This window comes from Staphylococcus sp. 231237_7MaSpsaltlick, assembly GCF_043107035.1.
Genome location: NZ_JBICNX010000004.1, coordinates 397116 through 410938 on the forward strand (window position 1 = coordinate 397116; position 13823 = coordinate 410938).

The following is a 13823-nucleotide window of genomic DNA, read 5'->3' on the forward strand; positions in this document are numbered from 1 at the left end:
GCCTTTAGTCAGATTCATATGAGGTAAGTGTTCGTATATTTTAAGGAGGAATTATGTTGACTGAAAAAGAGAAAATGTTAGCGGGTGAATGGTATGATGCTAACTTTGATGAGTCATTAGGTGAGGAAAGGCTTAAAGTTAAGGATCTATGTTGTGAGCTTAACTATACCAAGCCGAGTGAGGTTGAAAAGCGTCACATATTATTACAAAAAATATTTCATTATGAACCACAGCAATTAGAATTGTTAAGTCCATTTCAAGTGGATTATGGATATAATGTAAAACTAGGTAAACAAGTTTTTATAAATCATAATTGCTATTTGATGGATTGCGCTGCAATTAATATTGGAGATAATGTCTTTATCGGTCCAAATTGTGGTTTGTATACTGCCAACCATCCACTAGAAATAGCTGCACGCAACAGTGGTATTGAACAAGCGTTGCCGATTGAAATTGGAGATAATGTTTGGTTAGGCGCCAATGTCGTCGTTCTACCTGGTGTCAAGATTGGTTCGGGAACAGTTATTAGTGCGGGAAGTGTTGTAACTAAAGACATTCCTGAAAATGTCTTAGCTGTTGGAACGCCCGCTAAAGTAATAAAAACTATAAATAATGAGTAATAAAAAATGCGTTGCCATAATAATAAGGGAACGCATTTTATTAACGAGACATTTAGTTAATTTCTAAGTTGACTATCTAATACATCTGTTATAAACATATGGCCAGGTGCATGAGTAATCATTAACTCAGGTTTCGCTTCTAGTGCAACTGATTGTGGTGTGACACCACATCCCCAAAATACAGGTACTTCACCTTCCTTTATTGTGACAGGTTCGCCGTAATCTGGTTGCGTAATATTATTAATACCTATCTGTTCGGGGGAACCAATGTGAATTGGTGTGCCATGAACATCTGCATAATGCGTTGTAATATCAGTGGCTTGTATTGCTTGATTCATTGTCATAGGGCGCATGCTAACAGTGATATTACCTGAAAATTGACCACTTTGATTTGCCGGGATATTAGTTACAAACATGGGTACGTTATGATTTTCTTCAATATGACGAACTGGAATGCCAGCTTCGATTAAGGCATGCTCGAATGTGAAGCTGCAACCAATTAAAAAGCTAACCATGTCATCATTAAATAAGTGATCAATACGGTTAGGTTCATCAACTAACTGACCGTGTTCATAAACTCTATAAGATGCTACTTCAGTTGTTATATCTGCTTGTGGTCCATAGAAAGAAAAGGATTTGCTTCCTTTTTCAGAAACATCCAATAATGGACATGTCTTCGGATTTCTAAAGCAAAATTTCAAAAAATCATAGGCATACTGAGAAGGTAAAATGACAACATTGGCTTGCACGTAACCCTTTGCCATACCACTTGTATGCTGAATCAGTTCATTATTACTAATCATAGTTCTCAAAGTGCTTGGTGATGCATCACGTAAATTCATTATAACACCCCCTTGTTTAAACTGAATTATTTATATCTTAGCAGAATTTCCCCTTTGTCATTAAAAAATGACCAATTTTTAATGTTTAATCCATTTTACCGTGTTTATAGCTTTCATAAACATGATCATATTGTACATTACCAATACCACCAACGATATACTTACCAAATTTAAATAAATTTAATATATAAGCTAAACATATAGATACAGCCAAGGTGATGATAAAGTTAAATGTAATATTAAGTACTGCACTATCTTGGCGCAATAGACCTAAATTATGTACAAAGAAATAATGAATTAAATAAATACAAAAGGAGTAATTACTAATAAATAGAATAAACTTTGGTACATATTTGAAATAAGATGAAAATAAGAAAAAGACCAATATAACCATTGTTACATAAAAAGGAATATCGAATCGTTTAGATTCTACCCAAGTACTGATACCGATGAGATAATTACCGACCATAATCACAATTGAAAGTACCGCACCTAGTAAGATAGCCCAGGTATAATTTTTGATTTTTTTCATAAACGTTTCATAATACACTCCAGTATAAAAACCGAGTAAGAAATAACTAATCCAACCTAAAAACAACATCCAGCCTTCGCGTTCCCAAAATAATCCTAATACAGGATTGTCTGATTGAGGAACGAATTGGCGAAATGCCCAGTAAAGCGTTGCGAATATAGTTGCTCCAATAATTACAGGGATAGGTTTCCATTTTATAAGGTACTTAGAAAATAAGTAATGTAATATGTAAAATTGGAAAATAATTACAATGAAATATGTGACAGCTGCACCATGAAACATTGTTTCGCTTAAATAATGTAGAAAATCACTGAAATGCTTAGGTTTAAAATAAAAGAACGAGATACCAATATTTATAAATAGGTACGGAATACCTAGATAAATTAATTTGTTTTTAAAGAAACCAGGTTTTGTTTTAACGTGATAATTTTTCGCCAATAAGAATTCTGAAATGAATACAAATAATGGCGTACTGAACATAAGTAAAAGCTGAATAATGCGGATCAGTGTACTATGTCCTACAAAATCCATCTTACTAAATGTAGTCGTTATTGAATGGATAAGTACGATACTTAAACAAGCAATCGTGCGCATCCAAAAAATAACAGAGGTATATGTTTTCATTGTGCATGTTTCCTTTCATGTTTCTCTGTTTATATGATTAGAAATTAAAGCGTATACGCAAATGTAACATATCTGTTTATAAGTGAATGTAAATTTTAAGTTACAAATTGTTAAAAAATTTTGATGTTTATTTTTATTAAAATATGGAAATATTATGGAATATAATAACAAAGTACAATAAAATATGCGAATTAGACGATATACTATTTATTTTCACAAAAATGGTTGTAAGCGATTGCATTTGTTGTGCTATACATATACAATGAAAAAGAATGGATTGTTTCCATTTCAGTTTTCTATTTACAAACGAACATGGGGGTAGAAAAATGGTAGTTAATTATCACAACGAGCCAGGCATTGACTTCACTGATGGTAGCAATGTCGAAGCATTCAAAGAGGTTTTAAAAAAAGTTAAAGGTGAATTAAATCAAAAAATTCCATTAGTTATTAATGGTGAACATAAATTCACTGATGACACGTATCAGTCTATCAATCCTGCCAATACTAGCGAAGTAATTGCAGAAGTCTCTAAAGCGACTAAAGCAGACGTGGATAAAGCGTTTGAAGCTGCTAATGAAGCTTATAAATCATGGAAGAAATGGACACACAAAGATCGTGCAGAATTTTTAATTAGGGTTGCTGCAATTATCAGACGTCGCAAACAAGAAATTTCAGCCTTAATGGTTTATGAAGCAGGTAAACCATGGGATGAAGCGGTTGGCGATGCTGCAGAAGGTATTGATTTCATCGAATACTATGCAAGATCAATGATGGAATTAGCAGATGGTAAACCTGTATTGGATAGAGAAGGAGAGCACAATCATTACTTCTACAAACCTATTGGTACTGGTGTTACGATTCCACCATGGAACTTCCCATTCGCAATTATGGCTGGTACAACATTAGCACCGGTTGTTGCAGGGAATACAGTATTGTTAAAACCGGCAGAAGACACACCATTAACTGCCTATAAATTAATAGAAATTTTAGAAGAAGCTGGATTACCTAAAGGTGTTGTAAACTTTGTACCTGGTGACCCTAAAGAAATTGGTGACTACCTTGTAGATAGTGTACACACACACTTTGTAACATTTACAGGTTCACGTGCTACTGGTACACGTATCTTCGAAAGAGCTGCTAAAGTTCAAGAAGGTCAACAGTTCTTAAAACGCGTGATTGCTGAAATGGGTGGTAAAGACGCGATTGTTGTCGATGAGAATATCGATACTGATTTAGCGGCTGAAGCAATTGTTACTTCAGCATTTGGTTTCTCAGGTCAGAAGTGTTCTGCATGTTCACGTGCAATTGTACACAAAGATGTATATGATGAAGTATTAGAAAAGGCTGTTAAATTAACTAAAGAATTAACAGTTGGTAATACTGAAACAAATACGTACATGGGACCAGTAATTAATAAGAAACAATTCGATAAGATTAAAAATTATATAGATATTGGAAGTAAAGAAGGTAAATTAGAACAAGGTGGCGGAGCAGACGATTCTACTGGTTACTTTGTTGAACCTACTATTATTTCTGGTTTGAAATCAAGTGATCAAATTATGCAAGAGGAAATCTTCGGACCAGTGGTTGGTTTCGTTAAAGGTAACGATTTCGAAGAATTACTTGAAATCGCAAACGACACAGATTACGGTTTAACTGGTGCAGTTATCACGAACAATCGTGAACACTGGATCAAAGCAGTACAAGAATACGATGTAGGTAACTTATACCTTAACCGTGGATGTACTTCAGCCGTTGTAGGTTACCATCCATTTGGTGGTTTCAAAATGTCTGGTACAGATGCGAAGACAGGAAGTCCTGACTACTTATTAAACTTCTTAGAACAAAAGGTAGTTTCAGAGATGTTCTAAATTTAGCTATTGCTAAATTATAAAATGATATACACAAATAAAGAGGGCACATCCGTTTCTATGACGGTTGTGCCCTTTTTATTTGTGGCATTTTGGGGGTGTTGAACATATAAGTTTGCTAAAGCATATAGATTAAAAAATACAAAGAAGATGACCGTTGCTCATACCTTTATATTAAAACGTATAATGTTGTTGTTTAATTTGATAGTTGTTGCTGTTAATAGAGAAGGCGGAAGGTTCTTAATAACTAATTATCAGGACACTTTAGTCCTTTATTTTAATGTTAATTAATTTATGAAAATAATCATCAAGCGCTTGTGCAGTACAGTTGGCATTATTTTCACGTGACCATTCCATAATACCGAAAAGGCTAGAACCATAAATATAAAAAATTAAGTCCTTTGGTATCGTTGGATCAACTTCAATTCGATGTATGTTTTGTTTAATATCTTCTTGGATTACTTTAATAAAATGATTCCCAGTAGTTCGTTCAAATTCTTTATCCCCTTGTTGAAAATCACCAATTTTTTTCAATTTATCAATGTGGTTAATCGTTTTTTCCATAGTGCTAAAGGGGCTATTGATACGTTCCTTTAAATCTATAGAAAAATAGTCTTTGGTTAAATCAGTGATTAAATAAATGAGTAAATCATATTTGTCATAGAAATGTTTGTAAAATGTTGTTCTATGAATTAACGCATTTTCACATATTTGATTTACTGATATTGATGAAAATAGTGTTGTTTCCAAAAGCGTATAAAAACTGTGACTTAAGGCGCGTTTCGTTTTAATCACACGTAAATCATTTTCATTCATTCTACAATTCTCCTTATGTGTAGTTTAAATATACAGTTCTATATAATTAATTCTTTATAAAAGAATTAAAAATGATTAGTATGTTACTATGAATATGTAAGATACAGATAATCTACATAATATATTTAAAATATAACGTTGATTAAATAGGGAGGCAAATAGTTTGGCAAAATTTTTGTATAAGTTAGGGTCTTTTGTCGCAAAACATAAGTGGTGGAGCATTATTGCATGGCTTATCCTGCTGGCTGCGATTATTACACCGTTGACATTAAATTCACCCAAATTTGATAATGACATCACGATGAATGGCCTGAAATCATTAGATACAAATAAAAAAATTGAAGATGAATTTGGGCAAGATAGTGAGAAAGCTCAGATTAGAGTTGTATTTAAAAGTGATGCCGATAATGGCATTGTTAAACCCCAAGTTACAAAAGATATTAAATCTGCATTAAAAGATATTAAAGATGATGATAAAGATGTTAAAAATGTAACTGATCCATTTGAGAGTAAACAGATTAGTAAAGATAAAACGACTGCCTTTGCAGACGTAAACTACGATGTTTCTGCAACGAATTTATCTGATAAATCTAGAGATAATGTCAAAGATAAAATAGACAAAATTGAAAAAGAACATAATGTCCAAGTCGAGCGCATGGGAACAGGTATGGAAAGTACAGAGATTGGCGGCTCTTCTGAATCAATTGGTATTATTGTTGCGTTTGTCGTATTATTTATTACATTTGGTTCGTTCATTGCTGCAGGTATGCCAATTGTCAGTGCTATTCTAGGTCTTGGTACCGGTGTCGGAATTATTTCATTGTTAACTTATGCCTTTGATATTCCTAATATAACATTAACATTAGCTATTATGATTGGTTTAGCTGTTGGTATCGATTATGCGTTATTTATTCTATTTAGATATAGACAGATTATGAAGACGGAAACAGATCATGTGAAAGCAGTTGGTTTGGCTGTAGGTACTGCAGGGAGTGCGGTTATCTTTGCTGGAATCACTGTAATTATCGCTGTATGTGGTTTATCACTCGTTGGAATCGACTTCTTAGCGGTAATGGGATTTGCATCCGCTATTAGTGTGTTAGTTGCTGTATTAAGTGCGCTTACACTATTACCAGCATTAATTAGTATATTCCATAAACAAATTAAACCTAAGAAAACAAAGTCAGAATTCAAAAATGATGTTGATACATTTTGGTCTAAATTTGTTGTCGATAAAGCATTTGTAGCAATTTTAATTGGTTTAATTATTCTTGTCTTAGCAGCAATTCCTATTAAAGACATGCGTCTTGGTATACCAGATGATGGTGTGAAGGCTGCTGATTCAACACAGAAAAAAGCATACGATATTATATCTGATAAATTTGGCGAAGGTTTTAATGGCCAAATTGCAATGCTTGTAAATGTTAAAGATAAGAAAGATAATCCGCAACAGCTTAAACAAGATTTACAGAAAATGTCACAAGACTTAAAAGATAAAAAGAATGTTGATTTAGTGACGCCACCACAGTTATCAAAAGATAAAGACTATGCATTAATTGCTGTAATTCCTGAAAAAGGACCTAATGCAGAATCTACAAATAATCTCGTTCATGACTTACGTGATTATAATGATACTGCTAAAAAAGACTATGATTTCAAAACTGAAGTATCAGGTCAAAGTGTAATTAATATTGATATGTCGCAAAAATTAAATAATGCGATTCCGTTATTTGCTGGTGTTATCGTCGTATTAGCCTTTATATTATTAATGGTTGTATTCCGTTCGATTATCGTACCGTTAAAGGCAGTACTCGGATTCGTACTGTCTCTTGCGGCAACACTTGGCTTTACTACATTAGTTATGCAAGAAGGTTTCTTATCTAATATATTTGGCGTCAGTGAAACAGGGCCATTATTGGCATTCTTACCAGTAATTGCTATTGGTTTACTCTTTGGTTTAGCCATGGACTACGAAGTATTCTTAATGTCACGTATTCATGAAGAGTATAGTAAAACGGGTCAAAATAAATACTCTATTCGAGTAGGAATTAAGGAAAGTGGACCAGTGATTGTAGCTGCTGCATTAATCATGTTTAGTGTATTCTTTGCTTTCGTATTCCAAGAAGATGTAATGATTAAATCAATGGGTATATCATTAGCGTTTGGTGTATTATTTGATGCCTTTATTGTGAGATTAATGCTTATTCCAGCGTTAACTGCGTTATTTGGCAAAGCTTCTTGGTATGTTCCAAGTTGGTTGAATCGTATTATGCCGAATATTGATATTGAAGGACATGCATTACAAGAGAAATATACTAAAAAATAATGATTGAAGTATAACAACATGAAAGTAGCTCGACGAAATGGTCGGGCTACTTTTTTTGTCTAAAAATCAACAAAATAAATATTTTATAGAAAAATTATGTAAAGTCATTGAAAATATATTGTGATGAGGTGAAATATGAACAGCGAATACAATATAACATTTAATGACACGATGCATAGTACGCGGCGGATTAATAAAGGTATGTTAATCGTCTTAGTATTAAATGGTTCACTTTCTGTAGAACAGGGTTATACATCGACCATTTATCCTAAGGGCGAAATATTTATCATTAACCATAATGAAACATACCAATTTAAAGAATTAGCAGATTGTTATTATATTAGTATCCATATTCTACAAAATTATTTACAGATGACGTTATCAGAAGATATTGGGAAATATTTTATATTAAAAGGAAAAAAACTACAAGATACAATATATCAACAATTAGGACACACTATTGCCAAAATAGGTACAGTATTTATTAGAAAAGGACGTTTTCATCAACTTTATATCGCACAACAAATGATAGATTTACTTTTTATCATCATACGTTATATACCGACTAAAGAAGAACCTACAACCATAGTTAAAAATAAAGATAAACGTATTGCAGCAGTTTGTGATTATATTAAACATTATTATAGTGAACCGATAACTTTGAATGAAGTTGCTGATCACTTTGATGTAAGTGTGTCATATTTATCACGTAAATTTAAACAACAAGTGGGTATTGGCTTCACGCATTATATTAACCAAATTCGCTTAGAACATGCGAAAGATGATTTGTTGCATACACAACTCACAGTTACGCAAATTGCCTTTAAAAATGGCTTCAATTCTTCTAATTTACTAATTAAATATTTTAGACAAGAGATGAAACAAACGCCTTCTGAATACAGAAAGCAGTCTCATGAATCGAGACGATATACAACATTAGAACATATAAAAGAACCACATAATTACCAAAAATACTTGTATTATTTATCACTATTTATAAATCAAAATATGGATAATATTGTGCACTCACCTGAAGCGCAAAAGGTTATCAATGTACAATTAAAATCTAGCAACAAGGTATTGACACCGATTAAGCAAGTCGTACAAATAGGAACTTTGGATAACTTACTAGTTGAGCGCTATAAACAACAATTAAATGAAATAGAGCGAGACATGGGGGTAAGCCATATAATCATTAAAGATCCGATATTTGTAGGTGGATTAAATCAAACTTATATGGACAGTGATGAACAAATCCCTCATGTGCATCCATATATGCATATTGATGAAAGTTTAAATTATTTGATGATGAAAGGTATTGCTTTAGGGATAGAACTTGTACCACCACAGTCGGCGTTTCAATTTAAGCAGTATTTTAAAGAATTGAAACAATTGATTAAACATATGTGTAATGTCTATACACACCAAACTGCTTTACAGTTAGTAATCTATATACAAAGTGGAGATAAACAACAATTTTTGGATATAAGCAAGTTATTTAAAGCGTATTTTGTAGAAGTAAAAATGATACTTAATATACCTGTGCTTGACTTAGCGCACTTGGATCAAGATATAGATTGTTATCTAGAATTGATAGATGGAGTCGCGTTTTCAGCGAATCAAAATGATGTGATAGACCTTCAATCATTAGAAAGTGAACAATTTAATTTAGCAGAGAAGCATATACAGCAACAAATACGTCAGTTGAAGCATTACCTACAATCAAGGCAGCGTACATTATCATTTACGTTACTGAATTGGAACACGCTTACAGGTAATACGAATCTAACAAATGGTGAATACTTTAGAGCGGGAATTATATTTGAGCAATTGTTACAAATTAATCATGAGATAGATTACATAGGGTATTGGCTTAATTTTGAAATTCATCAAGCCTTTAATAGTGATGCCAGACCATCACAAGTGGGAGGCATAGAACTCTATCATCAATTTGATGCTAAACGTCCGGCGTACTTCACAAGTATGTTTTATAAACGTTTGTTCAAGCAAATTATGTATCAATGTGATTATTGTCTAGTTGTTGGTGATAAAGCACACTTTCAACTCGTTCTTTGGGATGCAGAGCATTATAATCCTTACTTTATAACAAAGAATGGGCGACAACAGTTAAATCATAGTGAATATCAAATTAATATCCGTGATATGGATGCTGGAAAGTATAAAGTTAAGCACCTCACCCTAGATAAAAATAATGGTGCGTTATATAAAATATGGCAACAATACAATACAACACATGGCATGGACCAAGAAACAATAGATTATGTCAATCGAATTACTTATCCCCAATTAAAGGTTAATGAGGTAGAGGTATTGTCATTTTTTACGTATCATATAAAATTGACAACTAATGCAATACATATAATTGAATTTAAGAAATATATATAAAGGGTATAAGAAAACATGTGATCTATTACAACAGGCGCAAGCAATAAGCATTATTTGTATGAATCGAATTAGTGTAAAAGTTTTTGTATTACGCATGAGTCGCAACAATCTATAGCGATAACGTTGGTGCCGTCATAGTTATTGATATCTTTGAAATATAAATCAAATAAAAATTGAAGGAGGTAATAGAAAAAACAGGAAATAGCCGTGAATGTTTTGCAAATAACAAAAATGAATGACTCAAATTTGCTTTATTTTACTAAGGTGAAAAATCTGTCATAAATTATCATGGTTGATAGCAAAAATGGCATATATCGTTCGAAGTACGTTCTCTATAATGATTTTTGAACTAAGAAATGTCTGAAGTATTAATTGTATTTTAAGACATGGTTATTATAGGAGGACAAGTTTATGGCAGAAGAGGTCAATACACAGCACTATAAAGGTGATAATAAACTGATATTAGGTATTGTGTTAGGTGTAGTTACGTTTTGGTTATTTGCGCAATCACTATTAAATGTTGTACCTGAATTACAACGTTCATTCCATAGTAATATTGGTACGATTAGTATTGCAGTAAGTATTACCGCATTATTTTCCGGCATGTTTGTCGTAGGTGCAGGTAGTTTAGCTGACAAAATTGGGCGTGTAAGAGTAACTTATATAGGGTTATGGTTGAGTATTATAGGATCGCTCTTGATTATAAGTACCAATATTCCATTATTCTTAATCTTAGGCAGAATTATACAAGGTTTATCTGCAGCAGCGATTATGCCTGCAACATTGGCAATTATGAAGGCATATTACGAAGGGAAAGAGCGTCAACGTGCGCTTAGCTTTTGGTCTATTGGATCTTGGGGTGGCTCAGGATTAGCATCATTATTTGGTGGTATGGTATCCACATTTATTGGTTGGCGTTGGATATTTATACTTTCAATTATCATTGCATTAATTTCAATGTTGCTGATTAAAGGAACACCAGAAACAAAATCTAAAGGCAATGTTGCAAGTAAATTTGATTTCTTAGGATTAATTCTTTTTGTAGTCATGATGTTAAGCATTAATGTTGTGATTACGCAAAGTGCTACATTTGGGTTACTTTCTCCAATTATACTAGTACTCATCGTAGTATTTATTATATATACTGTGGCATTTATTAAAGTTGAAAATAAAATTAACAATCCGTTGATTGATTTTAAATTATTTAAAAATAAGGCCTATACAGGTGCTACATTATCTAACTTTCTATTAAATGGAGTCGCAGGGGCACTATTAGTAGCAAATACTTTTGTACAAAGAGGTATTGGATTTAACGCCTTCCAAACAGGACTGTTGTCAATTACGTATCTTATTACAGTATTGTTTATGATTCGAGTTGGTGAAAAGGTGTTACAAAAGGTTGGTGCTAAAAAACCGATGTTGTTAGGTACTGCTTGTAACATGGTTGGTATTATTTTAATATCATTTACATTTTTACCAAATATGGTCTATGTCGTGGTGTGTATTGTAGGTTATTTATTATATGGTTTAGGTCTAGGTTTTTATGCAACGCCTTCTACAGATATGGCAATATCAAACTCTCCAGAAGATAAAGTAGGCGTAGCTTCTGGAATCTATAAAATGGCGTCATCTCTTGGCGGTGCATTTGGTATTGCTTTGTCAGGTGCATTATTCGGCATTGTGTCGAGTATGACTAATATTCATGTTGGTGCACTTGTTGGACTATGGCTCAATGTATTGATGGCAATCTTATCGTTTGTAATCATTGCATTTACTGTCCCAACAACCAAAAAATATTAATTTTTTAGAGTATTTAAACATATAACTTTTAAATAATTAGCCAGAAAATAACAGTATGTTACGTATTAAGCTATATAGGAGGAATGCACTATGATGAATGCATTAATAGAAAAATTAAAGACTAAAGAACAACGTATGATAGATATACGACGATATTTACATCAACATCCCGAACTGTCATTTCACGAGGAAGCAACACCGAAATATATCGCTGATTTTTACAAGGATAAAGACTGTAAAGTTGAAACGAATGTGGGTCCAAATGGCGTTAAAGTAACGATAGATAGTGGTAAGCCAGGAAAGACGATTGCGATTCGTGCTGATTTTGATGCATTACCAATTGAAGAACAAACAGGTCTATCATTTGCCTCGAAAACACAAGGCGTTATGCATGCTTGTGGTCATGATGCACATACGGCATATATGTTGATCTTGGCTGAAACTTTAATTGAACTAAAAGACGAGTTAAATGGTAAAGTCGTTATCATACATCAACCTGCAGAAGAAGTACCACCAGGTGGCGCACAAGGTATGATTAAAGATGGCGTGTTAGATGGTGTTGATCATGTGTTAGGTTTACATGTGATGAGCAACATGGAAGCAGGTAATATATATTATCGTGAAAAAAATGTTCAAACAGGCAGAGACTTCTTTAAATTGAAAGTCATTGGTCAAGGTGGACACGGTTCTTCACCTCATTCTGCTAATGATGCGATTGTAGCCGGTGCACATTTTGTATCTGTATTACAAACAATTGTATCTCGTCGTTTAAATCCGTTTGAAACAGGTGTAGTAACGATAGGTTCATTCGATGGTAAAGGGCAATTTAATGTAATCAAAGACAGTGTTGAAATCGAAGGGGATGTACGTGCTTTAACAGATGAAACAAAGCAAACAATTAAAAATGAAGTACATCGCTTATCTACTGGTTTAGAGGCAATGTTTGGAGTGACTTGTGAATTAGAATATCACGATGATTATCCAGCGTTATATAATGACCCTGAATTTACAACATTTGTAGTAGAGTCTCTTAATAATGCAGAAACGGATGCTATTAAGAACGTTGAACGATGTGAAGCACAACCACCATCAGAAGACTTTGCATATTATGCGAAAGAACTACCTAGTGTATTTATCTATGCTGGTGCTGCACCTGAGGATGGTAAGATTTACCCGCATCATCATCCGAAATTTAATATCAGTGAGTCATCTATGAGAGTTGCTGCTGAAGCGGTTGGCTTAACTGTATTAAATTACTTGAAATAATCAACTGTAAATATTAGAAACAAGGGTTGGGGCATAATGTCTCAACCTATTTTTGTTAAGGCAAACATTTTATAAGAGGTGAATATTTAATGTCATTTCTAAATAGTAATTAGGGTTATTTGATATGCTTATACATCAACTCGGGTGCATCTTCCATCTAGTTTAATATTGTATATTTGAGTGTATATATAAACTAATAAGAATTTATTCAAAGGATGATGGAAGATGAATGGAGATAAGAAACTGACAAGTTTGCTTGAAACATATAATAAATCGTTAAAAAAGTTATTTAAATACGATAAATCTAAAGCATTAAAGTTTGATCAGGATAGTAGAAGTAAAGTGAAGGAACAAAAAGGTGTATTTGTTATTTTTAATAATAAGCAGCCATTGTTTGTCGGGCAAGCCGGAGGTTATATGACAGGATATAAATTGACGCAAAAGGATTTAAACGACAAATTAGCGCAATTTAATTCGAAATCAGAAGCAGGTACAGCTAAATTTAGAAAAGCATTTTTAGAACAACAAAATATTACTGAAATTGAATCAAAGGATTTTAGAGCGGAAGATTATCAATTAAAGTTTCAATACATTAAAGTTAAAGGGAATCCAGCACTAATAAATCTGCTTGAAATACTTGCTTTAGAATATGCCAAGGAAAATGATATTAAGTTATATAATTTTCAATGATATAAATAGTGAGTAGGATAGCAGAGTGGG

Annotated in this window: 10 protein-coding genes; 7 read left to right on the forward strand and 3 right to left on the reverse strand. The window is 33.0% G+C overall.

Annotated features, from left to right (window positions below):
* Positions 1–56: 56 nt before the first annotated feature.
* Positions 57–620, forward strand: a complete 564-nt coding sequence (locus ACF91D_RS10255) for a sugar O-acetyltransferase (protein WP_107526641.1) — start codon at positions 57–59, stop codon at positions 618–620.
* Positions 621–676: 56 nt separating this feature from the next.
* On the opposite strand, the gene ACF91D_RS10260 is transcribed toward ACF91D_RS10255, so the two are convergent.
* Positions 677–1462 (reverse strand): putative hydro-lyase, encoded by a 786-nt coding sequence (locus ACF91D_RS10260; RefSeq protein WP_107526639.1) that lies wholly within the window; start codon positions 1460–1462, stop codon positions 677–679.
* Between the two features lie 85 nt (positions 1463–1547).
* Positions 1548–2618, reverse strand: a complete 1071-nt coding sequence (locus ACF91D_RS10265; protein WP_107526640.1) for an acyltransferase family protein — start codon at positions 2616–2618, stop codon at positions 1548–1550.
* Positions 2619–2944: 326 nt separating this feature from the next.
* Between ACF91D_RS10265 and pruA the strand changes: the two genes are divergently transcribed.
* Positions 2945–4489, forward strand: a complete 1545-nt coding sequence (gene pruA, locus ACF91D_RS10270) for an L-glutamate gamma-semialdehyde dehydrogenase (RefSeq protein WP_042740363.1) — start codon at positions 2945–2947, stop codon at positions 4487–4489.
* Positions 4490–4753: 264 nt separating this feature from the next.
* Here the strand turns inward: pruA and ACF91D_RS10275 are convergent, their stop codons facing one another.
* Complete coding sequence (locus tag ACF91D_RS10275) at positions 4754–5305, reverse strand: TetR/AcrR family transcriptional regulator (RefSeq protein ID WP_042740362.1); 552 nt, start codon at positions 5303–5305, stop codon at positions 4754–4756.
* A 163-nt stretch (positions 5306–5468) separates the two neighbouring features.
* Between ACF91D_RS10275 and ACF91D_RS10280 the strand changes: the two genes are divergently transcribed.
* The 5 genes from ACF91D_RS10280 (at position 5469) to ACF91D_RS10300 (ending at position 13793) form a co-directional block, all read left to right on the forward strand.
* Positions 5469–7631 carry an MMPL family transporter gene (locus ACF91D_RS10280; RefSeq protein WP_042740361.1) on the forward strand — a complete coding sequence of 721 codons (2163 nt, stop codon included), beginning with the start codon at positions 5469–5471 and terminating at the stop codon, positions 7629–7631.
* Positions 7632–7766: 135 nt separating this feature from the next.
* Positions 7767–10037 carry a transcriptional regulator AryK gene (gene aryK / locus ACF91D_RS10285; protein WP_107526642.1) on the forward strand — a complete coding sequence of 757 codons (2271 nt, stop codon included), beginning with the start codon at positions 7767–7769 and terminating at the stop codon, positions 10035–10037.
* A gap of 411 nt (positions 10038–10448) precedes the next feature.
* Complete coding sequence (locus tag ACF91D_RS10290; RefSeq protein WP_392436975.1) at positions 10449–11837, forward strand: MFS transporter; 1389 nt, start codon at positions 10449–10451, stop codon at positions 11835–11837.
* Positions 11838–11927: 90 nt separating this feature from the next.
* Positions 11928–13103, forward strand: a complete 1176-nt coding sequence (locus ACF91D_RS10295; protein ID WP_107526644.1) for a M20 family metallopeptidase — start codon at positions 11928–11930, stop codon at positions 13101–13103.
* A 225-nt stretch (positions 13104–13328) separates the two neighbouring features.
* On the forward strand, positions 13329–13793 hold the full coding sequence (locus tag ACF91D_RS10300; protein ID WP_042740357.1) for a hypothetical protein: 465 nt from the start codon (positions 13329–13331) through the stop codon (positions 13791–13793).
* The last annotated feature ends 30 nt before the right edge of the window (positions 13794–13823 follow it).